Below are 25,943 nucleotides of genomic sequence, written 5' to 3'. Positions count from 1 at the left end.
GCGGGACCGCGCCGCCGGGGGCGGACCCGGACCCGGCGCGGCCACCCCGTCGCCGGCTAGGCCGGCCGGCCGCGGCCCTCGCGCAGCACCCGGACCAGCGCGTTGGTCGAGGAGTCCGAGTCGTAGTCCGGCGCGCCCTCGCTCTGCAGCTTCGGCGCCAGCTCGCTGGCCATCACCTTCCCCAGCTCCACGCCCCACTGGTCGAAGCTGTTGATGCCCCAGACGACGCCCTGGGTGAAGACCCGGTGCTCGTAGGCGGCCACCAGCTGGCCCAGTGTCGACGGCGTCAGCTTCGGGGCCACGATCGCGTTCGACGGGTGGTTGCCGGGCATGACCTTGTGCGGCACCACCTCCGGCGCCGTGCCGTCCGCCGCCACCTCCTCGGCCGTCCGCCCGAAGGCCAGCGCCCGGGGCTGGGCGAGGAAGTTGGACAGGAACAGGTCGTGCATCCCGTCGAGGTCGTGGTTGGGCTGGGCGAAGGCGAGGAAGTCGGCCGGGACGAGCACCGTGCCCTGGTGCAGCAGCTGGTAGAAGGCGTGCTGGCCGTTGGTGCCCGGCTCACCCCAGACGATCTCGCCCGTCGCGACGTCGACCGGCGACCCGTCCAGGCGCACCGACTTGCCGTTGGACTCCATGCACAGCTGCTGCAGGTAGGCCGGGAAGCGGGCCAGGTACTGCGCGTAGGGCAGCACCGCCTGGGTGCGGGTGCCGAAGAAGTCGATGTACCAGACGCTGATCAGCCCGAGCAGGGCCGGCAGGTTCTCCTCCCACGGCGCCGTCCGGAAGTGCTCGTCCATGGTGTGGAACCCGTCGAGCAGCTCGCGGTACCGCTCCGGCCCGATGGCGACCATGAGGGACAGGCCGATCGCGGAGGTGAACGAGTACCGCCCGCCGACCCAGTCCCAGAACCCGAACATGTTGTCGGTGTCGATGCCGAAGTCGGCGACCTTCTCCGCGTTGGTCGAGACGGCGGCGAAGTGCTTCGCGACCGCGGACTCGTCCCCGCCGAGCCCCTCGAGCAGCCACCGCCGGGCCTCGCGGGCGTTGGTGAGGGTCTCCTGGGTGGTGAACGTCTTCGACGCGACGATGAACAGCGTGCTGGCCGGGTCCAGGTCACGGGTGGCCTCGGCGAGGTCGGTCGGGTCGATGTTGGAGACGAACCGGAAGGTGATCGACCGTTCGGAGTACTCGCGCAGCGCCTGGTAGGCCATCGCCGGACCGAGGTCGGAGCCGCCGATGCCGATGTTGACCACCGCCCGGATCCGCTCGCCGGTGTGCCCGGTCCACTCGCCGCTGCGCACCCGGTCGGCGAAGGAGGCCATGCGGCCCAGCACCTCGTGCACCTCGGCGTTGACGTCGCGCCCGTCGACGACCAGCCCGCTCGGGGCCGGGTCGCGCAGCGCGACGTGCAGGACCGCGCGGTCCTCGGTGGTGTTGACGTGCTCCCCGCGGAACATCGCCTCGGTGCGCTCGCGCAGCCCGGCGGCGTCGGCGAGCGCGGCCAGCAGCCGGACCGTCTCGCGGGTCAGCCGGTTCTTCGAGTAGTCGAGGCGGAGGTCACCGGCGGCGACCACCAGGTCCGTGCCCCGCTCCGGGTCCTCGGCGAAGAGCTCCCGGAGGGAGCGGTCCCCGATCTCGCCGTGGTGCTCGGTCAGGGCCTGCCACTCCGGGGTCTGGCTGATCCGCATCTGTCCTCCTGCGCACGCGTCCGTCGTCCCCACCCTGGCGCACGGGCGGCTCCCCGGCCACGGAAGGGCGTCTCCAGCGGCAGTCCCCCGGACGCAGCGGACCCCGGCCCTCGAGGAGGACCGGGGTCCGGACTGCCGTGCCCGCCGGATCAGCCGGTGGGTGTGGCGGGTGCCGCGGCCCCACCCTGGGCTGCCTCGTAGGCGTCCGCGGCCCGCTGCAGGTCCTCCAGCGCCTGGCCCTGCGCCGCGAAGTCGCCGTTGCGCTGGGCGTCCTCCAGCCGCTGGAGGGCGGCGTCGAGGTCGGCCACGGCCTGGTCCAGCGCCGGGTTCGACCCGCCGCCGTCGGCCGGCGGCGTCGTCGGCTCGGTGGGCGTCGTCGGCTCGGTGGGCGTCGTCGGCTGGGTGGGCGTCGTGGGCTCGGTGGGCGTCGGCTCCTGGGTGTCCGGCGTGGTGCCGGCGTCGTCGGAGTCGGTCGCGGTGTCACCCGCCCCGGCGCCGAAGACCTGGTCCAGCGCCTCGGAGAGCGTGTCGGCGTAGCCGACCCGGCCGCCGTAGTTGACCAGCACCTTGCGCAGCAGCGGGAAGGAGTTCTCCCCCGTCCCCTGCACGTACAGCGGCTGCACGTAGAGCAGGCCGTTGCCGCCGATCGGCAGGGTCAGCAGGTTGCCGAACACCGCCCGGGAGTCGCGGCTGTTGAACAGCGTCAGGTCCTGCGCGACCTCGTCGTCGGTGTTGAACGACTGCTGGACCTGCTGCGGCCCGCGGAACGGCGTGTTCCCCGGCAGGCGCAGCACCTGGATCTTGCCGTAGGTCTCCGGGTCGCTCGAGGCGGAGATGAACGCCGAGAGGTTCTGCCGGCGGAACGCGTTGAGCGCGCTGGTGAGCTGGAACGTCGCGCCCTCCTCGTTCGGACGTGCGGCGAGGATGTAGTACGGCGGCTGCGCCTCCTCGGTCTGCGTGTCCTGCGTCGGGTCCGACGGCACCGCCCAGCGGTCGTTCTGGCTGTAGAAGTCGCTGGGGTTGCTCACGTGGTAGCGCGTGAGGATGTCGCGCTGCAGCTTGAACAGGTCCTCGGGGTAGCGCACGTGGGCGACGAGTTCCTCGCTCATCTCGTCCTTGGGCTGCACGGTCCCGGGGAAGGCGGCCTCGTAGGCCTGCAGCACCGGGTCCTGCTCGTCCCACTCGTAGAGGGTCACCTCGCCGGTGTAGGCGTCGACGGTGGCCTTGACCGAGTTGCGGATGTAGTTGAACTGCTCGTCGGGCAGGGCGGCCGTGCCCTGGCCGGTGAGGGCGTCGGTCGTGGCCTCGCCGAGCTCCATCCGCTCGCTGTAGGGGTAGGCGTCCGACGTCGTGTAGCCGTCGAGGATCCAGGTGACCCGCCCGTCGATGACCGCCGGGTACGGGTCGCCGTCGACCTCGAGGAACGGCGCGGCCTTCTCCACCCGCTCGCGCGGGTCGCGCACGTAGAGCACCTTCGAGGCGTCGTTGACCGCTCCCGAGAGCAGGAAGTTGCGCTCGCGGTAGTAGATGGCGAACGTCAGCTGCCGGAAGAAGCTGCCGATCGCGACGCCACCCTCGCCGTCGTAGGTGTTGTTCACCTCGCCGTCGGAGCCGTCCTCGGGCCGGTCGAACTCGCGCGCGTCGGCACCCTCGGGCGCACCGACGACCGAGTAGTTGTCGTTGCCGATCAGCTCGCCGTAGTAGATCCGGCCCTGCTCGACCTCGATGTCGCCGGTGGTGGGCAGGTCGCGGCTGGTGAAGTTCGGCTCGCCGCCCTCGGCGCCGGTGACCACCTGGTTGGCCGGCGCGGCCACGAACCCGTTGCCGTGCGTGTAGACGGTGTGCCGGTTGATCCAGGTGTCCTGGTTCTCCGACAGGCTGTTGCTGTCGAGCTCCCGGACGGCGACGACGTAGTCACGGGTCTCGCCGTTGATCGTGTAGCGGTCGATGTCGAGCTTCTCGGGGAAGCCGTAGACGTTGCGGATCTGCTGGCGCGCGGTGAACGTGCCGGCGAGCACGTTGGGGTCGAGCAGCCGGGCGTTCGGGATCGTCGCGTCGTCGGCGCGCAGCTGGGCGAGCGCGGCGTCGGTGTCGACGTCGTCGCCGGTGGCCTCCTCGGCGAAGTCGTCGTACTCGACGTCGGTGAGGCCGTAGGCCGCGCGGGTCGAGGCGATGGCCCGCTCGATGTAGTCGGCCTCGCGCTCGTTGGCGCTCGGGCGGACGACGAACTGCTGGACGATCGCCGGGTAGGCGACGCCGATCACCAGGCTGGACAGCAGCAGCAGGACCAGCGCCGCGGCCGGCAGCCGGAAGTTGCGGACGACGACGTTGGCGAAGAACGCGATGGCGCAGAAGGCCGCTGCGAACACCAGGATCGTCTTGGCCGGCAGCAGCGCGTTGACGTCGGTGTAGCTCGCGCCGCTGAACAGCTCACCGCGGTCGGAGTAGACCAGCCCGTAGCGGTCCAACCAGTAGGCCAGGGCCTTGAGGGCCACGAACAGGCCGAGCAGCACCGACAGCTGCACCATCGCCGCGCCGGTCAGCTTCTGCCCCGGCGTCTGCAGCCGCAGCCCACCGAACACGTAGTGGGTGAGCAGCGAGCCGATCAGCGCCAGCAGCACGATCGCGAAGCCGAAGCTCAGCAGCAGCCGGTAGAAGGGGTACTCGAAGACGAAGAAGGACAGGTCCAGGCCGAACTCCGGGTCGGGGTCCCCGAAGGGCACCGCGTGGCGGAAGGTCAGCCACGTCTGCCAGCTGCCCTGCGCGGTGAAGCCGGCGAACAGGCCGACGACGACGGCGACGGCGCTGAGCACCAGCGTGCGGCGCGGCTCCAGCGACTGCCGGTAGCGCTCCAGGTTCTGCTGCTCCAGCGACATCGGGCGGAACGCCGGGCGGAAGCGGTAGGCGAGGTAGATCGCCAGCGCGGTCAGGCCGCCGGTGGCCACGCCGGCCACCGCGAACAGCAGCGCGCGCGTCTGGAGCTCGGTCCAGAAGACCTCGGTGTATCCGGTCTCGTCGAACCAGAGGTAGTCGACGTAGACGTTGGTCAGTGTCCCGATGGCCGTGAACAGCACCAGCAGCACGGCGATGGACCCGATGACCACCTTCGCGCGCCGCGACAGCGTCGGCACGGACACGGGGGGCCTCATGGCCACGAGCGGTCTCCTTCAGTTGCAGGTGCGGCGGGCACCGGGGTGCACCGTCGCGGTGGGGCGACCGCGGGCGGTCGTACGTGTGCGCGGGACGGACTGCGTCGGCACGGGCGCAGGACCATCCGGTGACGCCCTTGCCAACGCTCGGCGCGGCGCCGGGTTCCCCGGGGACGCCGTGCCGGCCGACAGCTTCCCCCAAGCACCTGGGTGTACGCCCGCACGGTCAGCAGCCGGCGGGGGTGCGGCCCTCGCGCACGTCCTCGAGCGCGGTCAGGGCGTCGCCGAGGCTGCCGACTCGCGCGAGGGTCAGCCCGGTCGCCGGCGACCCGAGGGCGTCGGCGCAGTTGTCGACCGGGACGAGGAAGAGCTCGGCGCCGATCTCCTGGGCGGCGACCATCTTCAGCTGGATCCCGCCGATCGGCCCGACCGTGCCGTCGGGCTCGATCGTGCCGCTGCCGGCCACCACGGCGCCCTCGGTCAGGTCGGTGTCGCCGACGAGGTCGAGGATGCCGAGCGTGAGCATGAGGCCCGCCGAGGGACCCCCGACGTCGGCCACGTCGATGTCGACGTCGAAGGGCGCCGAGGGCTGCTGGCGGACCGTGACCCCGAGGACCGAGCCCTCCCGGTCGGGGGCGTCGCCCGTGGTGACCGTGGCGGTGCCCGGCTGCCCGAGCCGGGTGTAGGCCACCTGCACGGTCGAGCCGGGCGGGATGGCGGTGAGGACGGCGGCCAGCGCGGCGGAGTCCGGTGTCGGCTGCCCGTCCACGGACTCGATCGCGTCGTTCTCCTCGAGCAGCCCGTCGGAGGGCGAGTCGTCGCCGGAGACGCTGCGGACGACGACCTTCAGCGGGTAGCCGAGCTCGCCCAGTGCCGCCGCCTCGGCCGACTCCTCGGAGGTGAGGAAGGCCTGCCGGTTGGCCTGCTCGATCTCCTCCTCGGTCTGGTCGGGCGGGTAGACCGACTCCTCGGGCACGACGCTGACCTCGTCGTCGAACCAGCCGCGGACCGCCTCGACCAGGCTCAGCCCCGCCCGGCCGACGCCGACGGTGGTCAGGTTGAGGTTGCCGTCGACGTCGTTGCGGTCGCGGCCGCGGACGGTGATGACCGGGTCGCCGTCGATGTCGCCGAGGGTGTTGAAGGTGGGGCCGGGCACCTGCGCGACGTAGGGCACGGGCAGGGCCGCGCCGAGGATCCCGGCGACCAGCAGCAGCACCACACCGACGGCGAGGACGGCGATCCGACGGGTCACGACCGGCCAGCTTAGGTGGCGTCCCTGTCCGGCCCGTCCGCCGAGAGCGGACAGGACCGGCCCCGATCCGTCCGCTCCCGCGTGATCACGCGTCTACCGTGGGGGCATGAGCGACGTGCCGTTCGGCTTCGGGCCTTCCGACCGCGACCCGGAGCGCCGGGACCAGCCGGGCTCGGGTGACCCGTTCGGGTTCGGGGCGCTGTTCGGCTTCGGCGGCCCGGGCGGTGCGGGAGGTGGCGGCCCGGAGGACCTCCTGGGCAAGATGCCGCTGTTCGCCGAGCTGCAGAAGCTCATGAGCTGGTCGGGCGGACCGGTCAACTGGGACCTCGCCCGCCAGGGTGCGATCAGCTCCCTGGCCACCGGCACCCAGCCGACGTCGGAGGCCGAGCGGACCGCCGTCACCGAGGCGCTGCGCCTGGCCGACCTGTGGCTCGACCAGGTCACCGACCTCCCCTCGGGCGCCGACCGGCCGCTGGCCTGGTCGCGGGTCGAGTGGATCGAGCAGACACTGCCGGCCTGGAGCGCGCTCATCGACCCGCTCGCCGAGAAGGTCGTGGCCGCGATGACCGCCGCGCTGCCGCAGGAGGCCATGGCGATGGCCGGCCCGCTGGCCGGGATCATGGGCCAGATGGGCGGCCTGATGTTCGGCGCCCAGGTCGGTCAGGCGCTCGGCCGGCTGGCCGGTGAGGTGGTCACCGGCACCGAGGTCGGCCTGCCGCTCGCGCCGGCCGGGTCGGCGGTGCTCGTGCCCCAGAACGTGGCCGGCTTCGCCGAGGGTCTCGACCGCCCCGACGACGAGGTCCGCCTCTTCCTCGCGCTGCGCGAGGCCGCCTCGCTGCGGCTGTTCGCGCACGTGCCGTGGCTGCGCCAGCAGCTGCACGACGCCGTCCACGCCTACGCCCGCGGCATCACCATCGACCGCGAGGCGATCGAGCGCGGCCTCACCGACGCCATGGGCTCGATGGAGGGCGGCTTCGACCCGTCCGACCCCGAGGCCGTCCAGGAGCTGCTCGGCAGCGGCCTGCTCGAGCCGGAGGAGACGCCCGAGCAGCAGATGGCGCTGCGCCGGCTGGAGACCCTGCTCGCACTGGTCGAGGGCTGGGTGGACGCGGTCGTGGCCGCGGCCGCGGGTGAGCGGCTGCCCGGGCACGGGGCGCTGGCCGAGACCATGCGTCGCCGTCGTGCCTCCGGCGGGCCGGCCGAGCAGACCTTCGCCACGCTGGTCGGCCTGCAGCTGCGCCCGCGCCGGCTGCGCGACGCCGCCACCGTCTGGGGTGCGATGGCGCAGCGGTACGGCACCGCCGAGCGCGACCGCCTGTGGTCGCACCCGGACCTGCTGCCCACGTCCGACGACCTCGACGAGCCGCTGGACTTCGTGGCCCGGCAGGGGGTCGACGACGAGCTGCGCGCACTCACCGCCGACGACGCCGCCGGCGACGGCACCGACGGGGACGACCCCAGGCCGGACGACGACTCCCCGACCCGCTGAGGACGCCCTGCGGGGCGCTGCGGGGAGTGGGGGCCGGAGGCTCCCGCGACCGAGTGGCGGGAGCGGCTCCAGGCAGGTCGGGGACGGCACCTGACCGCGGTGCCGGCCCGGGGGCCGACGGTGTCGTCGCGGTGCCGGCCGGTGGGCCGGCGGGTCGTTCAGTCGACGAGGTCGCCGTCGTCCCCGCTGCCGCCGTCGGCCCGCACGGACTCCACGCCCTCGAGGAAGCCCCGGGCCCGCTCGGCACGCGGGTAGCCGGCCACCAGCGCCCAGAAGCGGGCGTCGTGGCGGGGCTCGATCAGGTGCGCCAGCTCGTGGACGAGCACGTAGTCGACGACGTACTCCGGCATCGACCGGAGCCGGCTCGACAGCCGGATGCTGCCGTCGGCGGGGGTGCACGAGCCCCAGCGGCGCTGCTGGTTGTCCACCCACCGCACGCTGGCCGGCTGCGGGACGCCGCCGAGGTGCGCGGCCGACAGCGCCCGTGCCCGGCCCATGAGCTCCTCGTCGCCGCCGAGGGACCTCTTCCGGCGGTCCTCGCGGGTCTGCAGCTTGGCCACCATCTGCGCCACCCAGCGCCGCTCCTCGGCCGGCGTGAACGCCGCCGGGATGAGCACGACCGTCCGCCCGGACTCCCGGTAGGCCGTCACCGTCCGACGGCGGCGCGCACTGCGGCGCACCTCGACCGGCCCGTCCGTCGAGAAGGGGCCGCGCGAGGGGTCGGGGGTCGTACCGGGCACGGGAGGACCGTAGCCACCGCCGGCCGCCGACGCGCCCGCGGGCGCCACCCGCTCGGGTACGAGTCGCACGGACGGTGGACAGCCGGCGCCCGCCCCGGGGCGACGTCCGTCCACAGCCGCCCGGACGGCATCCCCGCAGGTGACGGACGCATGGCCGGTGGGGGACGCCCGGGTGGCCGCCGGCCCCTCCCCCGGCTGCGCACAGGGACACGCCGACGGGTCCCCACCGTCTCCACAGGCCCGTCCACAGGCTGTGGGAAGCGCGTCGCTCCGGCTCCCCCGGCCGCGCCGGACGGACGCCGCCGTCCGGGTAGCGTTCGGGAGGACGGCGCCCGGACGGGAGCCGAGCAGCTGAGGGAGGAGGCACCGTGGCGGAGAGCTACAACGGCTACTGCGTGAAGTGCAAGGAGAAGCGGGACTTCGACGGCGAGGTCAAGGTCAGCGAGTCCGGCCGCCGGATGGCCCAGGGCACCTGCCCGGTCTGCGGCACCAAGATGAACCGGATCCTCGGCAAGGCGTAAGCGCCTCCCCGCTCCGAGACGGCGGCGTCCCGCACGGCGGGCGCCGCCGTCGTCGTCCCCGGGCCCGCCTGTGGACGACGCCGGCGCGACCGGGCGCGCTGCTGCGACCCTGCCCGGGTGTCCGACACCGCCCACCCCCTCCTGCCCCCGGGCACGCCACTGCTGCGCCGCTCCGCCGACGCCGTCCAGGTCGGCGGGGTCGACGGCGGGGACGGCGTCCTCGTGGGCCCGGCCCCGGCCGCGGTCACCGCGCTGCTGCGCGGCCTCGACGGACGGCGCACCCAGGGGGCCGTCCTCGCCGACGCCGCGGGCGCCGGCCTGGAGCCCCGCTCGGTCGCCGCCCTGCTGGACCACCTGCGGGTCACCGGGGCGCTGGTCGACCTCGACGCCGCCGACCTGCTCGCCTCCGACACCGGACCGGCCGCCGCGGCCCGCACCGCCGCCGAGGTGGCCGCCGCCCGTGATCCCGACGGCGCGGTGCGCTGGTCCCTCCGGCGCCGGGCGTCGGTGGTCGTCGAGGGCGCGACCCGGGTCGGCGTCCCGCTGGCCGCGCTGCTCGCCGCCAGCGGCGTGGGCCGGGTCAGCGTCCGCGACGACGGCGTGGCCACCGCGGGCGACGCCGTCGCCGGGGGCTGACCGCCTCCGACGAGGGCCGGCCCCGGGCGCTGGCCGCCGCCGACGCCGTCCGCCGCGCCAGCCCGCTCACCGAGCTGCGCCCGCTGCCACCGGGCACCGCCCCCGACCTCGTGGTCCTCGCCCGCCCCTGGGCGGCCTCCGACCCGCTGTCCGCCGGCCTGCAGGACGCCGGCGTCGCGCACCTGGTGGCCGCCGTCCGCGGCGACACCGGCGTCGTGGGGCCGCTCGTGGTCCCCGGGGTCACGAGCTGCCTGCGCTGCGGCGACCTGCACCGCCGCGACGCCCACCCGCACTGGCCGGTGCTCGCCGCCCAGCTCACCGCGGCCGACGCACCGGGCGGGGCCACCCTCACCTGCTGGGCGACGGCGCTGGTCGCGGCGCAGCAGGCCCTGGCCTACCTCGACGGCAGCGGCAGCCCGGCGGCGCTCTCGGCGTCGGTGGAGCTGGGGCCGCCCGGGCTGGTGCCGCGGCTGCGTCCCTGGCCGCCGCACGCGTCGTGCGGGTGCAGGGGGGACGACCGTCCCTCCGGGTGACGGCGGACACGCTCCATCAGCGGTCCGGGCGCAGCGTCGGGGACAATGGGGGCGTGACCGACGACGCACGGGGGATCCCCAGGGGCTCGATCTCGCGCACCGCGCGGCTGGCCTCGCTGCCCCTCGGTGCGGCGGGCCGCGCCACCCTCGGCATCGGCAAGCGACTGTCGGGCCAGTCGCCCGACGCCGTGACCGCCGAGCTGCAGCAGCGCACCGCCGAGCAGCTCTTCGCCGTCCTCGGTCAGCTCAAGGGCGGCGCGATGAAGCTCGGCCAGACACTGTCGGTGTTCGAGGCCGCGGTCCCCGAGGAGGTGGCCGCGCCCTACCGGCAGGCGCTGGTCAAGCTCCAGGAGGAGGCGCCCCCGATGCCGGTGCGCACCGTCCACGCGGTGCTCGCCCAGCAGCTCGGCGGGACGTGGCGCACCCGGTTCCGCGAGTTCGACGACCAGCCGGCCGCGGCGGCGAGCATCGGCCAGGTGCACCGCGCCACCTGGCGCGACGGCCGCGACGTCGCGGTCAAGATCCAGTACCCGGGTGCGGCCACCGCGCTGATGGCCGACCTCAACCAGCTCGCCCGCTTCGCCCGCCTGTTCGCCGCGGTGTTCCCCGGCATGGACGTCAAGCCGCTCATCGCCGAGCTGCGGGCCCGCGTGGTCGAGGAGCTCGACTACGGGCTGGAGGCCGACGCGCAGCGGCAGTTCTCGGCCGCCTACGCGGACGACCCGGAGATCGTCGTCCCGCGCGTGGTGGCCAGCGCGCCGAAGGTGATCGTCTCGGAGTGGCTGGAGGGCCTGCCGCTCTCCCGGGTCATCACCGACGGCACCCGCGAGCAGCGCGACCGCGCCGGCCACCTGATGGCCCAGTTCCACTTCTCCGCGCCGACCCGCGCCGGGCTGTTGCACGCCGACCCGCACCCGGGCAACTTCCGGCTCGTCGACGGCGACCGGCTCGGCGTCATCGACTTCGGCGCCACCGCACGGCTCCCCGACGGGCTGCCCGAGCCGATCGGCCGCCTGGTGCGCTGGGCGCTGGAGGGCCGCGCCGAGGAGGTGCTGACCGACCTGCGTGCCGAGGGGTTCGTCCGGCCCGGGATCCAGGTCGACGCCCAGGCCGTGCTCGACTACCTCCGGCCGATGCTGGAGCCGATCGAGAGCTCCAGCTTCCGGTTCACCCGCGCCTGGATGCAGGAGCAGGCCGCCCGCCTGGCCGACCCACGCAGCGAGGCCAACAAGCTGGGCCGCCAGCTGAACCTGCCCCCGGCCTACCTGCTCATCCACCGGGTGACGGTCGGCTCGATCGGGGTGCTCTGCCAGCTCGACGCCGCCGCCGGCTACCGCGGCGTCCTCGAGGAGTGGCTGCCCGGCTTCAAGGCCTGACCGGGTCCGCCGCGCCGCCGGGGGCCCCGGACGGCAGGAGGCCGGGCTCCCGACGCACCGGGAGCGTCGGGAGCCCGGCCTCGACCGGGAGGGGCCGGTGCGCAGCCGGCCCCGGATCGGCCCCGCTGCAGGGACCCACCGCGAGCCTGCGAGCGGTGGGGGGTCCTCAGCGGACGGCGGCGCTGGCGCGCGCGGCACGCCGGGTGGCGTACTCCGCGCGACGGGCCCACCGGCGGGCAGCCCGCAGCCGGCGCACCCGGCCCGCGGTGTCGGCCTCGGCGCGCAGTTCACGCAGCCGCGTGGTGGCCAGGTCGTACTCGTAGCTGTGCATGACTGGTCCTCGGTGCTCGCCGGGCGTCGGTGCCCGATCGGATGGGGATCGATGTCGGATGTCGGTCGTCCGGGTCGTGGCCCGGGTGGAGGTCCGGGTCGCTGCCGTCGCGGTCACGCCGCGACGACCTTGCGGGGACGGCCCCGCGGGCGCTTGCGCGGGATGACCACACCCCGCTCGAAGATCTCGCCGCCCCACACGCCCCACGGCTCGCCGCGGTCCACGGCGCCGGCCAGGCAGGCGTCGCGGACCGGGCACTCCCCGCACAGGACCTTGGCCTGCTCGAGCAGCGCGGGGCTCTCGGCGAACCACAGGTCCGGGTCGTCGGTCCCGCGGCACGGCAGGGGACGCCGCACCGGTGAGGGGGCCAGGGGGGTGTGCGGTGCCCTGGGGGTGGCACCGCCGGTCCGGGGGAGCCCGGGTCGGCGGTGGGACGTCGGGCGGTCGATCGTCTGCTGCACTGCCGCTCCTCCTCGTACTCGTCGTCTGCGCGGCCGGCGGGGGCCCGCCGACCGGGTGGTCGGGGCCGGGGTGCCGCGGAGAGAGACGAAGGCCGCGGATCCCGGGGTTCGGGTTCCGCGGCCTCGAGGAGGACCGGTGGAGCGGTTAGCTCTGCGGTCTCCCCGGGGAGTGGATCCCGAGGGTGTGGCGCGTGTGGGTGGTGTCCTCGGTGAGCGCATCGGCGCCGCCGACGAGGCCGGTGCCGAACACGGGCTGGCCGGCGATGGGCAGACCGGTCCCCTGGAACGGAGCGGCGGGCGCAGCAACGGCCGTGCCGGTCAGGTCGAACGGCGTCGTGGACCGGACGACGGCGTGGCGCGGGCGGGCCATCAGGACGGCGTCACCGGCAGCCGGACGCACGAGGAGGGCGCCCCAGGCGGAGACCCCGGCGGGGGCGGAGGCGCAGCGCACGTCGATCATCGTTCCCCCTCCTCCCAGGGCCGGAGTCCGGCGGTCGGGCCGGTCTCTGTCTGGCGCGCCCGCGGTCGTCCGTCGGGCGCGATCAGGACAGTAGGGAAGGTCACGCGAGAGGCGCAACGCATTTAACGGGCGCGTTCCCCCGTGTCGGGGGACACGCCGGAGCCGCCGTGCGGCCCGCACGGCCCGTGACGGGTCAGCCGCCGACGGTGGCGAGGACGTCCTCGGCGTACATCTCGAGCTTGCGGGCGCCGATGCCCGGCAGGCCGGACAGCTCGCGGACGCTCGTCGGCTTGGCCTCGGCGATGGCCTGCAGGGTCGCGTCGCTGAACACGACGTAGGCGGGCACCGAGGCGGCCTGCGCCGTCGTGCTGCGCCAGGCCCGCAGGCGCTCGAAGATCTCGCCGGCCTCGCCCTCGAGGACGACCTTGGCCTTCTTCGCCTTCCGCTGCGGCGGCGGCGCCGTGGGCGTCGAGCCGGGCACCAGTCCGTCGAGGAAGCGGCTGCGCGGACGGGCGCGCTTGGCCCCGGGGTTGCGCGCCAGCGACCAGGAGAGGGTGAGCTGCTCCCGGGCACGGGTCACCGCGACGTAGAGGAGCCGACGCTCCTCCTCCACCGCCTCCGGGCGGGACAGCGACTGCGCGATCGGGAGCACGCCGTCGACCAGGCCGACGACGAAGACGGCGTCCCACTCCAGGCCCTTGGCCGCGTGCATCGACGCCAGCGTGACGCCCTGGACGGTCGGCGCGTGCTGGGCGTCGGCCCGCTCGGCGAGGTGGGCGACGAACCGCGGGAGGTCGGTGGTCGGGTCCTCGGCCACCAGGTCGACGGCGAGGTCGACCAGCGCGGCCAGCGACTGCCAGCGGTCGCGCGCCGCCCCCCCGGCCGGCGGGCGGTGCTCGACCCAGCCGGTCGAGGCGAGCACGTCGCGCACCGTGGGCACCAGCGCGCCGGGGTCGCTCCCGCCGGCGGCCGCACCGCGCAGCAGGACGATGGCCTCGCGGACCTCGGGCCGCTCGAAGAACCGCTCGCCGCCCTTGAGCACGTAGGGCACGCCGACGTCGGCCAGCGCGGACTCGTAGACCTGCGACTGGGCGTTGATGCGGAACAGGACGGCGATCTCCGACGCCGGCGTGCCGGCCTCGACGAGCGCCCGGCACGCCTGGGCGACGGCGGCGGCCTCGGTGGGCTCGTCGGGGTGCTCGAAGAACCGCGGCGCGGGACCCTCGGCGCGCTGGCCGAGCAGCCGCAGGCCGGGCAGGCCCTTGCGCGGCGGCGCCTGCCCGATGAGCTTGTTGGCCAGCGCGACGACCTGCGGCGTGGAGCGGTAGTCCCGCTCCAGCTTCACCACCGCGGCGTCGGGATAGCGGTCGGCGAAGCCGAGCAGGTGGTCGGGGTCGGCCCCGGTGAAGGAGTAGATCGTCTGGTTGGGGTCGCCGACGACGCAGACGTCGGCCCGGCCGCCGAGCCAGGCGTCGAGCAGGCGCTGCTGCAGCGGGTTGACGTCCTGGTACTCGTCGACGACGAAGTGGCGGTACTGACCGCGCACCTGCCGGGCGACGTCGGGGTGCTCCTCCAGCGCGTACGCGGTGACCAGCAGCAGGTCCTCGAAGTCGAGGGCGCCGTCGCGTTGTTTGGCCGACTCGTAGGAGGCGTACACCCGCGCGACGGTCTCGGCGTCGAAGGGCGGCTCGCGCCCGGCGGCCGCGGCGCGGACCGGGTAGTCGTCGGGGGTGGCCAGCGTGGTCTTGGCCCACTCGATCTCGCTGGCGAGGTCGCGCAGGCTGGTGCGGTCGGTGGTCAGCCGGTTGCGGGTGGCGGCGGAGGCGACGACCCGCAGCTTGTTCTCCACCAGGGGCGGCAGCGGCCCGCCGAGCACCCGGGGGGCGAAGTAGCGCAGCTGACGCATCGCCGCGGCGTGGAAGGTGCGCGCCTGCACCCCGCCGACGCCGAGGCCGGCCAGCCGGGTGCGCAGCTCCCCCGCCGCGCGGGCGGTGAAGGTCACCGCCAGCACCTGCTCGGGGACGAACGCGCCGGTGTGCACGCCGTAGGCGATGCGGTGGGTGATGGTGCGGGTCTTGCCCGTGCCGGCGCCGGCGAGGATGCACACCGGGCCGGAGACCGCCGACGCGGCGGTGCGCTGCTCCTCGTCCAGGCCGGCCAGCACCGCCTCGGCGCCGGCGGGGGTCCCCGGGGCCACGGGGCGCGCGTCGGCTGTCCGGAGCATGCGGTGCGTCCTCCCACGGGGCGGGTCTGGCGGCGGCCGGCCGGCCGCACCCGCGAGTGTCCCAGCCGCCGGCGACGGACGGCGGGGACACCCCGCACCGGTGGACGGCGGCAGCCCCTGGGGAAGAGGGGACGCGGACGGGGCGTTTGCCTCCCCGCGGGACGTCGTCCGTCCCGTGCCGACCGACCTGTCCCTGGGAGGACCCCGAGTGACTGCCGCACCCGCCGCCGTGACGATGTACACCACCACCTGGTGCGGGTACTGCGTGCGGCTCAAGAAGCTCATGCAGGTCGAGGGCATCGACTACGCCGAGGTCGACATCGAGCGCGACGCCGCCGCGGCCGACGTCGTGATGCGGGCCAACGGGGGCAACCGCACCGTCCCGACCCTGGTCTTCGCCGACGGCAGCGCCCTGACCAACCCGAGCATCGACCAGGTGAAGGCACAGCTCGCGCAGCAGCCGGGGGCCTGACCGGCGGGTGGTGCACGCTGCGCGGACCCCGGCGGTGCATCATCGTCCCCCGGCGGGTCGCGACCGTGGCGCGCCGACCGTCCCCCGGCCACCGGCCGGAGCACCCGCGGGAGCCGCTGACGTGACCTCGGACGCCGTGCCCCTCCCCGCGCCCGGATCGGCCGCGGAGGAGGTCCCCGTCGACCGTCCCTCCGTCGTCCTCGCGCGCACCGGCCGGGGGTGGAGCGTGCTCTCCCCCGGCCGGGCCGAGGACGTCGGCGACCTGATCGAGGGCCTCTCGCTGGCCGACCTCGTCGCCGAGGAGCTCGACGGACCCGCCGACCCCGACCGCGCCACCCGCCGCGCCGCCCGCGGGAACGCCGGCGAGGAGGTCGCCTGCGACCCCCGGGACGCCCGGATCGCCGCCCTCGAGCGGACCGTCACCCAGCTCGAGCACGCGCTGGCCTCCCGGGTCGCCACCGAGCGCGCCATCGGCGTCCTCGCCGAGCGGGAGTCCACCTCGCCGCGGACGGCCTTCGAGGCGCTGCGGGGTCAGGCCCGGTCGCTCGGGCGGCCGGTGCACGAGCTGGCCCGCGAGGTCCTCGACGCGCTCGACCGGCCGGCCGCGGCGCTGCCGCCGGTCCCCCGCCGCCCACCGGGCCGGCGGGTCGAGCGCGGGTCCTCCCGGCCGGGCTCCTCCGTCCCGGCGGACGGCCGCCCCTGAGCGGTCCCGAGCCGCTGACCCCGGGCGCGCTGGCCGACCGGCTGGCCGCCCTCCTCGCCGACGTCGAGCCCGTGCCCGGAGCGGCCGCCGTGCGGGTCGCCGTCGACGGTCCCGACGTCGCCGCACCCGGCGACCTCGCCACCGCGATCGCCGAGCGGCTGCCCGCGCTGGGCCGGCCGGCCGTCGTCGTGCCGGCCGACGGGTTCCTCCGCCCGGCGTCGGTGCGGCTCGAGCACGGCCGCACCGATCCCGACGCCCGGTACACCGACTGGCTCGACGCCGGCGGGCTGGCCCGCGAGGTGCTCGACCGGGTGGGTCCCGGCGGGCCGGCGGAGTACCTGCCGGTCCTGTGGGACGTCGCCCGCGACCGGGCCGCCCGGGCCGCCTACCGCCCGATGCCGCCGCGCGGGGTGCTGCTGGTCCCCGGCCCGCTGCTGCAGGGCGTCGGGCTGGCCTTCGACGTCGTCGTGCACCTGCGCGTGGCGCCGGCCGCCCGGCGGCGCCGCTTCCCCGCCGACCAGGCGTGGGAGCTGCCCGTCTTCGACCGCTACGACGACGAGGTCGACCCCGTGTCGCTCGCCGACGCCGTCGTGCTGGCCGACCGGTCCGAGCACCCGGCACTCGTCCTCCGGGGCCGCTGGGCCTAGACCTCGCCGGCCACCCAGCGGTCGATGATGTGCCGGGCGATCGACACCGGCGGCGGCAGCGCCTCGGGACCGCGGCCCGAGCGGAGCTCCTCGCGGGTCCACCAGCGGGCCTCCTCGATCTCGGTCGGGTCCAGCCGCAGGGTGTCGTCGCCGTCGAGGCGGGCGGTGAAGCCGAGCATCAGCGACTGCGGGAACGGCCACGGCTGGCTGCTCACGTAGCGGACGTCGGTGACCTGCAGCCCGACCTCCTCGGCGACCTCGCGGGCCACCGCGCCCTCGGCGGACTCCCCCGGCTCGACGAACCCGGCGAGGATGGAGAACCGCCCGGGCGGCCACACCGCCTGCCGGCCCAGCACGCACCGGTCGCCGCCGTCGTGGACCAGCATGATCACCGCGGGGTCGGTGCGGGGGAACAGCTCGGCCCCGGTGACCGGGTCGCGCTGCACCCAGCCGGCCCGCTCGATCGTCGTCGCGGCGCCGGACAGCGGGCTGAACCGGGCGCGCTCGTGCCACTCGAGGATGCCGACGGCCTCGGCGAGCAGGCCGGCGTCCAGGTCGCCCAGCTCGCTGCCGATCTCGCGCAGCCCGGTCCACAGGTCCACCGGCCGGCCGTTCACCGTCAGCGCCCGCTCCCCGCGGACCGCGGCGTAGGGCACCCCGTCGGCCTCGCCGAGGTACACCGCGCCGAGCGGCAGGGTCGGCTGCTCGTCCCACACCAGCACCGGACCGGCCTCGCCCTCGTGCACGGGGACGGTGCGGCGCTCGTCGACGGTGAGCACCCGCACCGGGCGTCCGCGGGTGGGGTCCTCCAGCGACCGGCCGAGGTGGTCGCGGTCGTGGGCCGAGCGGGACAGCACCGGCACGGTGCCGGTGGTGCCGGGGGTACCGGCCGGCCAGAAGCCGCGCACCGCCTCCGGTGGGTTGTCGGCCGGGGTGCTGCCGCCCGGCGGGACGCTCACGCGGGGTCCGGCGCGGCGGCGGCGCTGGCGGTGACGTCGACCGGGCCGAGGGCCCGCAGCGCGTCGGTCACCTCCTCGGCGTCACCCACGACGACGGCGGTCAGGGCGGCCGGTGCGAGGTAGCGGCGCGAGGCCTCCTGCACCTGGTCGACCGTGACCGTGGTGAGCGCCCGCTGGTGCTCGGCCAGCCAGTCCGCGGACAACCCCGACCCGGCGAGCGCCGACAGCGTGCTGGCCAGCCCGGCGTGCGTGGACGTCGACAGCGCCATGCTGCCGAGGACGTAGCGGCGGGCGGCGTCGAGCTCGGCCTCGGTGACCGGCGCGAGGGCCATCCGGCCGAGCTCGGCCCAGGTCTCGAGGAACGCCGCGCCGGTGACCTCGGTGGCGACGTCGGCCTCGACGAGGAACGACGAGGCGGCGGCCAGGTGGTCGACGGCGCTGCGCGGGCTGTAGGAGTAGCCGCGCCGCTCGCGGATGTTCTCGACCAGCCGCGAGGAGAAGTAGCCGCCGAAGACCATGCTGGCCAGCCGGACGGCGGGCAGGTCGGGGTCGGTGCGGGCCGGTGCGGGCCCGCCGAGGCGGATGTTGGACTGCACCGCGCCCGGCCGGTCGACGACCTCCAGGTGACCCGGGGCGAGCGTCGGCGCGGGCGGGGCGCCGGCGGCGGTGCCCTCTCCCGTCCAGTCGCCGAGCGCGGCGGCGACGGCGTCGGTGGCCGCGGCGGCGTCGAGGTCGCCGACGAGGACCAGCGTGCTGCCGGCGGGCAGCAGCCGCTCGCGGTGCAGCTTGCGCAGCGCGGCGGCGGTGACCTTGCCGACCAGGTCGGGTGCGGGCAGCTGGGCGGCGTAGGGGTGGGTGCCGTAGCGGCGGGCGGCGAGCGCGTTGCGGGCGATGACGCCGGGCTGCGAGCGGGCGATGGCGATCCGCTCGGCCACCCGGTCGCGCTCGGCCTCGACCTGGTCACCCGCGTAGGCGGCGGAGGTGAGCACCTCGGCCAGGACGCCGAGGACCGGCGTCAGCCCCTCGGCCAGCAGCGTGGTGGACAGCAGCAGCCGGTCGGGGTCGGCGGCCACCGACAGCTCGGCGCCGTGGCCCTGCAGCGCCTCGGCGATGCCCATCGCGTCGCGCTGCGCGGTGCCGAGGAGCACGGCGCCGGAGAGCACCGAGGCCCGGGCGACGTGCTGCAGGGCGCCGCGCGGGGAGGTCGCGGCGAACGGGACGCGCAGCCGGAGCTCCACCAGCGGGACGCCGGGACGCGGGACCACGACGACGCCCAGCCCGCTGGGCAGCGTCGTGGTCACCACCTCCGGGACCGGCTGCGGCCGCGGCTCACCCAGCGGTGGGACGAGGTCGAGGTCGAGCACGGGGGCGCTCACCTCGCTCCTCCGGTGGCGCGCAGCTCCAGCACCGCCGCGGTGCCGGGATCGAGTCCCTTGGCGGCGGCCTGCACCGCGTCGGGGGTCACGGCGGCCAGCCGGGCGGCGAGCTCGCCGGCCAGCTCGGCGCGGCCGTGGACCAGCTCGGCACCGGCGAAGGCGAGGGTGCGGCCCAGCACGGAGTCGGCCTGGCGCAGCAGCTGGGCGCTGGTGCGCGCCTGCACGCGGGCCAGCTCCTCGACGCTCACGCCCTCGGTGGCCACCCGGCCGATCTCGTCGTGCACGGCGCCGAGCACGTCGTCGACACCGACGGCGGCCGGGTGGTGGACCTGGGTGGTGAGCAGCGTGGCGTCGCGGACGTCGAAGGGGTCGCCGAACAGCCCGACGTAGCTGCTCTGCGCCACGGCGAGGCGGTCGTCGTGCACCAGCCGGCGCTCCAGCCGGGAGGCGTCGCCCTCGCTGAGCAGCTCGGCCAGCAGCACGGTGCCGAGGTAGGTGTCGAGGTCGCCGACCGGGTCGGGCACCCGCCAGCCCAGGGCGACGGCGGGTGCGGGGGCCAGTCGGTCCTCGACGACGTCGCGGCGGACGGTCGTGGGCGAGGGCTCGCCGGTGTTCGGCGTCGGCGGGACCTCGCGGGCCTCGACCCGGCCGAACCAGTGGCGGACCAGGCGCTCGGTCTCACCGACGTCGAGGTCCCCGCCGATGCACAGCACCGCGTTGCCCGGCGCGTAGTAGCGGGAGAAGAAGTCCGTGGCGTCCTCGACCGTGGAGCTCTCCAGGTCGACGAAGGAGCCGTAGCCGTCGTGGGTGTTGGCGAAGCTCTCGAACGCGATCTGCGGCAGCTGCAGCCAGGGGAAGGCGCCGTAGGGCCGGTTGAGCACGTTGACCCGGATCTCCTCCTTCACCACGTCGATCTGGTTGCGGAGGTTCTCCTCGGTGATGGCCGGGGCGGCCATCCGGTCGGCCTCGAGGAACAGCGCGCGCTCGAGCGCCTCGGACGGCAGCGCCTCGTAGTAGTTCGTGAAGTCCTGGTGCGTGGAGCCGTTGAACGTGCCGCCGGCGGCCTGCACCAGGCGGGCGTGCTCCATCTTCGGCACGTGCGCCGAGCCCTGGAACATCACGTGCTCGAAGAGGTGGGCGAACCCGGTGCGGCCCTCCGGCTCGTTGCGCATGCCCACGTCGTAGAAGACGGTCACGGCCACGACCGGCACGCTGCGGTCGGGCGCGAGGACGACCCGCAGCCCGTTGTCGAGCGAGAAGCGCTCCACCGGGTGCCGCAGTGTCAGGTCGGCCCCAGTCGCTGCTGTCACGCACCGACCCTAACCACGCGGGACGACGCCCCGCCGTCCGGTCGCCCACGGAGGAGCTCCGGCTCAGGTCGTGGCGCCGAGATCGGCGATCTGGTCGCTCTGAGGCACGTGAAGCGACGAGATCGCCGATCTCGGCGACGAGGCTGGCCGCGGTGTCGGCCGGTGGGCCGACGGTGTCAGAGCACGTCGATGTCGGCGATGACGCGGTCGATGGTCCCGTACAGCTCGGCGTGCGTGTTCGGGATGGAGACGTAGAGCAGCGCGGGGTCGGGCCGGCCGACGTCGACGACGAGCAGCGCCGCGCGCTCACCGGTGGAGTCGTAGCCGTCGACGTCCCAGGTGAGCTGGAACTCGACCAGGTGCGCGGCGTGGCCGTCGACGGTCAGGGCCTCGTCGCGCAGCACCTCCCGCTCGTTCGGGTACGGGTAGTAGGCCGCGCGCACGCTGTCGGCCAGCGCGGTCACCGTGGCCTGCTCGCTGCCCGGGCCGGTCCAGCCGTAGCCGTCGGCGACCGGTCCCGACGTGCACTGGGCGATGAAGTTCCCGCCGTCGGGCGTCTGCTCCTGGGTGATGAAGTACTGCCCGGCGATGGTGCGGGTCTCGGGCATCAGGCCGCGGTCGTACTCGTACCAGCCGTTGCCGAGGAACGGGTAGGAGATGCCCGCCTCCTCGTCGACGATCCGCACGGTGCCCGGCGGGAAGGTGCTGCCGGCCGGCGGGGAGCTCGCCACGGGCGGGTCGGTGACCGCTCCCGGGCCGGTCGGGCTGCCGCCGGACAGCCCGACGACCAGCGCGAGGACGACGACGGCCACCACGGCCAGCACCGCGCCGCCGATCCACCAGGCCGTGCGGCCGGGCGGGCGGCGCTCCGGGGCCCGGCCGGGCGGCCAGGCGTCGCTCCCCCACGTCGACGGCGCCGGCGGGCGGGGCGGGGCGACCACCGGGGACGCCTGGACGGCGACACCCGGGCCGGCCGGCGTCGTGACGTCCGACCAGCTCTCCCCGTTCCACCAGCGCACCATCCCGGCGGCACCGTCGGGGTCGGGGTACCACCCCGCGGGCGCGGCCGTCAGCCCAGGTCCGGTCACGGGGGTCAGGTTAGGACGGGGAACCGCCGGATCCGGGATCCCGCGGCGCGGGCGGTCAGCTGTAGCCGCGGTCGGCGCTGCTGTCCCACCAGCCACGCAGGATCGACAGCTGCGCGTCGCCGCCGCCGCGCACCTCCGCGACCCCGTAGGTGCCCAGGTCGTCCCAGGCCCAGGCGAGCACCGCGTCGCCGTCGCCGTCGACCCAGCAGGCCGCGCGGCCGACCTCGGTGCCGTCGTCGTCGAGGTCGCCGTCCGCGATCGGGAACCAGCCGGCCGGGCCGCCGCTGCTCGATCCGCAGTCGTAGCGGTCCTCGAGCGGCTGCAGGCCCTCCCGCTCGATGTCGGCGGCCAGTGCCTGCGCGGCGCCGTCGTCCTCCAGGGCCCGGTAGGTGCTGCCGGTGGGCACGCCCTCGGGGTCGGCCGGGCAGGTGACCTCCCGCAGCACGCCGTCGGCGGGCTCCTGCTCGGTGCAGTCGCCGGACTCCACGCCGGCCGGGAGGGTGGCGGCCACGAGCCGCTGCCCGGCGCCGGCTGCGGCGTCGCCGGCGTCGCCGGACCGGACGGCGACCACCACCAGGGCGACGGCGAGGACGAGGGACAGGAGCGCGCCGAGCGCCGCGAGCACCCACGGCAGACGGGCGGTGCGCGGCGCGCCTGCCGCGGCCGGCGGTCGCGGCCCGACGGTGGTGGGCGGCGCGAGCGGTCGCGGCGGGGCCTGCTGCTGCCGGGTGGCCGCCCGGCCGTTCCCGGCCGCGGCCGACGGGCCCACCGTCGTCCCGGCGTCGGTGCCGGGCACCGGGACGCCGCTCTCGGCGAGCGCGGCGCGCGCGGCGGCGGCCATGGCCCCGGCCGTGGCCCAGCGCTGCTCGCGGTCCTTCGCCAGCCCGCGCAGCACCACGGCGTCGAGCGCCGGCGGGACGCCGGGCGCCAGGGACGACGGCGGGGGCGGCGGGGAGTGCATGTGCGCGGCCATGAGCGCCACCGGGTCGGCACCCGGGAACAGCCGCCGGCCGGTGAGCGCCTCGAACAGCACGCAGGCGAGGGAGTAGACGTCGACGCGGGCGTCGAGCGGGGTCGAGCCGAAGCGCTCGGGCGCCATGTACTCGGTGCTGCCGACCGCCATGCCGGTACCGGTGAGCGCCGGCCCGGTGGCGTCCTCGGAGGTGCGGGCGATGCCGAAGTCGGCGAGGTAGCAGAAGTCCTCGCCGGGCGCGGAGCCGGCGAGGTCGCCGCCGTCCCCGCGGGCGACCAGCAGCACGTTGGAGGGCTTGACGTCGCGGTGCACCAGGCCGCCGGCGTGCGCGGCGTCGAGCGCCCGGGCCACCTGGCCGACGACGTCGACGGCGCGTGCCGGGGCCAGCCGCCCGGCGCGGCGCAGCAGCGAGGCCAGGTCCTCGCCCTCGACCAGCCGCATGTCGAGGAACAACTGCCCGTCGATCTCGCCGAAGCGGTGGATGGGGACGACGTGGGGCTCGTTGAGCCGGGCGGCGATGCGGGCCTCGCGGCGGAACCGCTCGCGGTAGCCCTCGTCGGCGGCCCACTGCTGGTGCAGGACCTTGAGCGCGACGTCGCGCTCGTGCTCGTCGTCGTGCGCCCGCAGCACCGACCCCATGCCGCCGGTGCCGAGCACGCCGAGGACGCGGTAGGGGCCGAAGCGCCCGCCGGGCTCCGGGACGGTCACCGGGCCGCCAGCTCCCGCCACAGGTGGGCCGCCGCCTCGGCGCCGCGGTACAGCATCGGCAGCAGCACCCGCTCGTTCGGCGAGTGGATGCGGTCGGTGGGCAGGCCCGCGCCGAGGAACACCAGCGGCGCGCCGAGGACCTCGACCAGGTCGGCCTCGGGGCCGCTGCCGCCCTCGCGGGTGAACAGGACGTCGTCGGGTGCGGTGTCGAAGGCCTGCCCGATGGCCCGCAGCAGGGCGTCCACGTGCGGGGAGTCGAGGTCGCTGGCGCACGGGGCGACGCCGCCGGGCGGGGTGTGCACCTCGGCCACGACGCCCTCGGGCAGGTGCTCGTCGACCCACCGGCGCAGCAGCGGGCCGACGTCCTCCGGGCGCTGGTCGGCCACCAGCCGGAAGGTGAGCTTGGCGTGCGCCTCGGCCGGGACGATCGTCTTGTGGCCGGGGCCGGTGTAGCCGCCCCACATGCCGTTGACCTCGGCGGTCGGCCGGGCGCCGATGCGCTCCAGCGTGCTGTAGCCCGCCTCCCCCGTCGCCGCGCGGGAGGCGGCCGGGCCGGCCAGCCAGGCGGCCTCGTCGAGGGGCACGCGGGCCATGAGCTCACGCTCGCGGTCGGTGAGCGGCCGCACCTTCTCGTAGAAGCCGGGCAGGGTGACCCGGCCCTGCTCGTCGTGCAGGGCGGCGAGCAGCTCCGCCATCGCGTGCAGCGGGTTGGGCACGCCGCCGCCGAAGGAGCCCGAGTGCAGGTCGACGGCGGGGCCGCGCAGCGTGATCTCGGCGTCGGCCAGCCCGCGCATGGCGACAACGGCGCTGGGCACGTCGGGTGCGGCCATGCCGGTGTCGCTGACGACGACGACGTCGCAGGCCAGCCGGTCGGCGCGCTCGCGCAGCAGGTCGGCGAAGTGCGGCGAGCCGGACTCCTCCTCGCCCTCGACGAGCAGCTTCACCGTGACGGCCGGGGTGTCCCGGCCGGTGGCGGCCAGGTGCGCGCGGATGCCGAGCAGGTGGAAGGCGACGTTGCCCTTGTCGTCGATGGCACCGCGGGCGTGCAGCTCCGGCCCGTCCGGCGTCTCGACGCGGGTCGGCTCGAACGGCGGGTGCTCCCACAGCTCCGGCGGGTCGACCGGCTGCACGTCGTGGTGGCCGTAGACCAGCGCGACCGGCGCACCGTCGTCCGCGCTGGGCCACTCGGCGTAGACGGCGGGTGCGCCCGGGGTCGGCCAGATCTCGACGACGGGGAACCCGGTGCGCCGCAGGGCGCCGGCCAGCCACTCGGCGCTCGCGGCGACGTCGCCGGCGTGCGCGGGGTCGGCCGAGATCGACGGGATGCGCAGCCAGGCGTCGAGGTCGGCGTGGAGGTCGTCGAGGTGGGCCTGCACGAAGGCGCGTTCCGGGCTGGTCACGAGCGCCGACGGTAGCGGCGCGCAGGTGCCGGGTCCGCCCCGGCCACTAGGTTCGGCGGCATGGCCGGAGAACTGCTGCGGATCGACGTCGGTGACCTGACCTTCGACGTGCGCGCCGACGGCCCCGGGGACGGGCGGCCGGTGCTGCTGCTGCACGGCTTCCCGGAGACCTCGGCGTCGTGGGCGGCGGTGACGCCGCGGCTGACCGAGGCGGGGCTGCGCACCTACGCCGTCGACCAGCTCGGCTACTCCCCCGGTGCCCGGCCGCAGGAGGTGGAGGCCTACGCGCTGACCAACCTCGCGCAGGTCACCGCGGACCTCATGACGCAGATGGGGGTGCCGGTCGCCGACGTCGTCGGGCACGACTGGGGCGCCAACGTCGCGTGGGCGCTGGCCGCCTGGCACCCCGACCGGGTGCGCTCCCTGACCGCCGTCTCGGTGCCGCACCCCGCGGCGTTCACCGCGGCCTTCCGCGGCGACCCCGAGCAGAAGGAGCGCTCCGCCTACATCCGGCTGTTCTGGCAGGCGGGGAAGGCCGAGGAGGTGCTGCTCGCCGACGACGCCCGCCGGCTGCGCCGCATGTACGGCGACGCGGTCGACCCGGAGGCGGTCGACGAGTACGTGGCCGTGCTGTCGGCGCCGGGCGCGCTGACCGCCGCGCTGAACTGGTACCGGGCGATGAGCTCGGCGACGCCGGTGGACGACGTGGCGGTGCCCACCACCTACGTGTGGAGCGACGCCGACATGGCCATCGGCCGGATCGCCGCCGAGGGGTGCGCGGCGCACGTGACCGGCGACTACCGCTTCGTGGAGCTGGCCGGCATCAGCCACTGGGTGCCCGAGCAGGCGCCCGACCAGCTCGCCACGGCGATCCTGGACCGCGTCGCGTCGTCGTGACCGTGCGGCTCCGCGTCCCCACCACCGAGGACGCCGACGTCTGGGCCGCCCTCTTCGACGACGCGGAGGTCATGCGCTACGTCGGCACGGGCGAGGTCCGGGACCGGGCCTGGTACGCGGCGTTCGTCGAGCGGCAGCAGGAGCTGGCCGGGAGCACCGGCCTGTGCCTGTTCTCGGTCCTCGTCGGCGACGAGGTCGCCGGGTTCACCGGCGTCCAGCCCTGGACGCAGCCGTGGGGGCCGACCGGGGTGCCCGAGGTGGGCTGGCGGCTGGGCCGGCGGTTCTGGGGCCGGGGCACCGCCACGGAGGCGGGGCGCACGGCGCTCGACCGGGCGCGGGCGCTCGGGGTGCCCCGGGTGGTCGCCGTGGTGCACGCGGAGAACGCGGCGTCGCTGGCGGTCGCGCGGAAGCTGGGCCTGACCGAGGAGCGAGCCCTGCGCGCGCCGTCCGGTGCACCCGTGCTGCAGCTCGGCGCCGTCCTGGCCGAGCGCGGCGCGGACGGTCCCGCCTCCGGTTGAGCGCCGAGCGGCCCGGGCCCTCGCCGCGTGGT

Annotated in this window: 24 protein-coding genes; 10 read left to right on the top strand and 14 right to left on the bottom strand. The window is 75.7% G+C overall.

Translation table 11 applies throughout. The features are described 5' to 3' along the window. Positions 1–56 precede the first annotated feature (56 nt). The 3 genes from pgi to JD79_RS10800 form a co-directional block, all read right to left on the bottom strand. Positions 57–1,688 (bottom strand): glucose-6-phosphate isomerase, encoded by a 1,632-nt coding sequence (gene pgi, locus JD79_RS10810; protein WP_110005512.1) that lies wholly within the window; start codon positions 1,686–1,688, stop codon positions 57–59. Between the two features lie 149 nt (positions 1,689–1,837). Further along, entirely contained in the window at positions 1,838–4,837 is a 3,000-nt protein-coding gene (locus JD79_RS10805; RefSeq protein WP_245900009.1) for a UPF0182 family membrane protein, read from the bottom strand. A 226-nt stretch (positions 4,838–5,063) separates the two neighbouring features. Next, positions 5,064–6,089, bottom strand: coding sequence for a YlbL family protein (locus tag JD79_RS10800; protein WP_110005510.1), 1,026 nt, complete (start codon positions 6,087–6,089; stop codon positions 5,064–5,066). Between the two features lie 106 nt (positions 6,090–6,195). On the opposite strand from JD79_RS10800, the gene JD79_RS10795 reads away from it, so the two are divergent. Continuing rightward, on the top strand, positions 6,196–7,578 hold the full coding sequence (locus JD79_RS10795; RefSeq protein ID WP_110005509.1) for a zinc-dependent metalloprotease: 1,383 nt from the start codon (positions 6,196–6,198) through the stop codon (positions 7,576–7,578). Positions 7,579–7,736: 158 nt separating this feature from the next. On the opposite strand, the gene JD79_RS10790 is transcribed toward JD79_RS10795, so the two are convergent. Then, on the bottom strand, positions 7,737–8,318 hold the full coding sequence (locus JD79_RS10790; RefSeq protein WP_245900008.1) for a M48 metallopeptidase family protein: 582 nt from the start codon (positions 8,316–8,318) through the stop codon (positions 7,737–7,739). A gap of 368 nt (positions 8,319–8,686) precedes the next feature. Between JD79_RS10790 and JD79_RS22610 the strand changes: the two genes are divergently transcribed. From JD79_RS22610 to JD79_RS10780, 4 genes are all read left to right on the top strand, one after another. Next, complete coding sequence (locus JD79_RS22610) at positions 8,687–8,839, top strand: DUF5679 domain-containing protein (RefSeq protein ID WP_012950213.1); 153 nt, start codon at positions 8,687–8,689, stop codon at positions 8,837–8,839. 117 nt (positions 8,840–8,956) lie between these two features. Then, entirely contained in the window at positions 8,957–9,475 is a 519-nt protein-coding gene (locus JD79_RS23725; protein ID WP_245900007.1) for a hypothetical protein, read from the top strand. Positions 9,476–9,585: 110 nt separating this feature from the next. After that, a complete protein-coding gene (locus JD79_RS23720; RefSeq protein WP_245900006.1) occupies positions 9,586–10,008 on the top strand; it encodes a hypothetical protein in 423 nt (140 codons plus the stop codon). A 53-nt stretch (positions 10,009–10,061) separates the two neighbouring features. Continuing rightward, complete coding sequence (locus JD79_RS10780; RefSeq protein ID WP_110005508.1) at positions 10,062–11,384, top strand: ABC1 kinase family protein; 1,323 nt, start codon at positions 10,062–10,064, stop codon at positions 11,382–11,384. Positions 11,385–11,550: 166 nt separating this feature from the next. Here the strand turns inward: JD79_RS10780 and JD79_RS22605 are convergent, their stop codons facing one another. The 4 genes from JD79_RS22605 to JD79_RS10765 all read right to left on the bottom strand — a co-directional run bounded on the left by JD79_RS22605 (position 11,551) and on the right by JD79_RS10765 (position 14,860). Continuing rightward, positions 11,551–11,715, bottom strand: a complete 165-nt coding sequence (locus JD79_RS22605) for a hypothetical protein (protein WP_170149175.1) — start codon at positions 11,713–11,715, stop codon at positions 11,551–11,553. 113 nt (positions 11,716–11,828) lie between these two features. Next, positions 11,829–12,071, bottom strand: coding sequence for a WhiB family transcriptional regulator (locus tag JD79_RS10775; RefSeq protein ID WP_281270298.1), 243 nt, complete (start codon positions 12,069–12,071; stop codon positions 11,829–11,831). A gap of 250 nt (positions 12,072–12,321) precedes the next feature. Next, positions 12,322–12,636: a hypothetical protein gene (locus JD79_RS10770; protein WP_110005507.1), complete on the bottom strand. Its 315-nt coding sequence runs from the start codon at positions 12,634–12,636 to the stop codon at positions 12,322–12,324. Between the two features lie 193 nt (positions 12,637–12,829). After that, complete coding sequence (locus JD79_RS10765) at positions 12,830–14,860, bottom strand: ATP-dependent helicase (RefSeq protein ID WP_110005506.1); 2,031 nt, start codon at positions 14,858–14,860, stop codon at positions 12,830–12,832. 208 nt (positions 14,861–15,068) lie between these two features. On the opposite strand from JD79_RS10765, the gene JD79_RS10760 reads away from it, so the two are divergent. From JD79_RS10760 to JD79_RS10750, 3 genes are all read left to right on the top strand, one after another. Next, the gene (locus tag JD79_RS10760; RefSeq protein ID WP_211307928.1) at positions 15,069–15,332 is read left to right on the top strand and encodes a mycoredoxin; all 264 of its coding nucleotides are present in this window, start codon (positions 15,069–15,071) and stop codon (positions 15,330–15,332) included. A gap of 121 nt (positions 15,333–15,453) precedes the next feature. Next, complete coding sequence (locus tag JD79_RS10755) at positions 15,454–16,035, top strand: ANTAR domain-containing protein (RefSeq protein ID WP_245900005.1); 582 nt, start codon at positions 15,454–15,456, stop codon at positions 16,033–16,035. Between the two features lie 71 nt (positions 16,036–16,106). After that, positions 16,107–16,682 carry a nucleoside/nucleotide kinase family protein gene (locus JD79_RS10750; RefSeq protein WP_245900004.1) on the top strand — a complete coding sequence of 192 codons (576 nt, stop codon included), beginning with the start codon at positions 16,107–16,109 and terminating at the stop codon, positions 16,680–16,682. On the opposite strand, the gene nudC is transcribed toward JD79_RS10750, so the two are convergent. The 6 genes from nudC to JD79_RS10720 all read right to left on the bottom strand — a co-directional run bounded on the left by nudC (position 16,679) and on the right by JD79_RS10720 (position 24,496). Then, positions 16,679–17,641 (bottom strand): NAD(+) diphosphatase, encoded by a 963-nt coding sequence (gene nudC / locus JD79_RS10745; protein WP_110005505.1) that lies wholly within the window; start codon positions 17,639–17,641, stop codon positions 16,679–16,681. The genes JD79_RS10750 and nudC overlap by 4 nt on opposite strands. Beyond that, positions 17,638–19,017 (bottom strand): M16 family metallopeptidase, encoded by a 1,380-nt coding sequence (locus tag JD79_RS10740; protein ID WP_110005504.1) that lies wholly within the window; start codon positions 19,015–19,017, stop codon positions 17,638–17,640. The genes nudC and JD79_RS10740 overlap by 4 nt, the downstream gene beginning before the upstream one ends. Next, entirely contained in the window at positions 19,014–20,327 is a 1,314-nt protein-coding gene (locus tag JD79_RS10735) for a M16 family metallopeptidase (RefSeq protein WP_110005503.1), read from the bottom strand. Before JD79_RS10735 ends, JD79_RS10740 begins: the two co-directional genes overlap by 4 nt. A gap of 176 nt (positions 20,328–20,503) precedes the next feature. Continuing rightward, positions 20,504–21,415 (bottom strand): DUF2510 domain-containing protein, encoded by a 912-nt coding sequence (locus tag JD79_RS10730; RefSeq protein ID WP_110005502.1) that lies wholly within the window; start codon positions 21,413–21,415, stop codon positions 20,504–20,506. A 55-nt stretch (positions 21,416–21,470) separates the two neighbouring features. Next, complete coding sequence (locus JD79_RS10725) at positions 21,471–23,096, bottom strand: serine/threonine-protein kinase (protein ID WP_211307927.1); 1,626 nt, start codon at positions 23,094–23,096, stop codon at positions 21,471–21,473. Beyond that, entirely contained in the window at positions 23,093–24,496 is a 1,404-nt protein-coding gene (locus JD79_RS10720; RefSeq protein ID WP_110005501.1) for a M20/M25/M40 family metallo-hydrolase, read from the bottom strand. The genes JD79_RS10725 and JD79_RS10720 overlap by 4 nt, the downstream gene beginning before the upstream one ends. A 60-nt stretch (positions 24,497–24,556) precedes the next feature. Here JD79_RS10720 and JD79_RS10715 point away from each other — a divergent pair, with 60 nt between their 5' ends. Further along, positions 24,557–25,393, top strand: coding sequence for an alpha/beta fold hydrolase (locus JD79_RS10715; RefSeq protein ID WP_211307926.1), 837 nt, complete (start codon positions 24,557–24,559; stop codon positions 25,391–25,393). After that, complete coding sequence (locus tag JD79_RS24515) at positions 25,390–25,911, top strand: GNAT family N-acetyltransferase (RefSeq protein ID WP_425454187.1); 522 nt, start codon at positions 25,390–25,392, stop codon at positions 25,909–25,911. Before JD79_RS10715 ends, JD79_RS24515 begins: the two co-directional genes overlap by 4 nt. Positions 25,912–25,943: the final 32 nt, after the last annotated feature.

Origin of the sequence: Geodermatophilus normandii, assembly GCF_003182485.1 — a bacterium.
Lineage (GTDB): Bacteria > Actinomycetota > Actinomycetes > Mycobacteriales > Geodermatophilaceae > Geodermatophilus > Geodermatophilus normandii.
Note: the sequence above shows the minus strand (reverse complement) of the source record. Positions and strands in the feature narration are given on the sequence as shown.

Excerpts from the sequence above, each read along its gene's own strand:
- JD79_RS10795 (WP_110005509.1), top strand. The coding sequence starts at position 6,196 with ATGAGCGACGTGCCGTTCGGCTTCGGGCCTTCCGACCGCGACCCGGAG.
- JD79_RS10715 (WP_211307926.1), top strand. The coding sequence starts at position 24,557 with ATGGCCGGAGAACTGCTGCGGATCGACGTCGGTGACCTGACCTTCGAC.
- JD79_RS10805 (WP_245900009.1), bottom strand. The coding sequence starts at position 4,837 with ATGAGGCCCCCCGTGTCCGTGCCGACGCTGTCGCGGCGCGCGAAGGTG.
- pgi (WP_110005512.1), bottom strand. The coding sequence starts at position 1,688 with ATGCGGATCAGCCAGACCCCGGAGTGGCAGGCCCTGACCGAGCACCAC.
- JD79_RS10770 (WP_110005507.1), bottom strand. The coding sequence starts at position 12,636 with ATGATCGACGTGCGCTGCGCCTCCGCCCCCGCCGGGGTCTCCGCCTGG.
- JD79_RS10765 (WP_110005506.1), bottom strand. The coding sequence starts at position 14,860 with ATGCTCCGGACAGCCGACGCGCGCCCCGTGGCCCCGGGGACCCCCGCC.
- JD79_RS22605 (WP_170149175.1), bottom strand. The coding sequence starts at position 11,715 with ATGCACAGCTACGAGTACGACCTGGCCACCACGCGGCTGCGTGAACTG.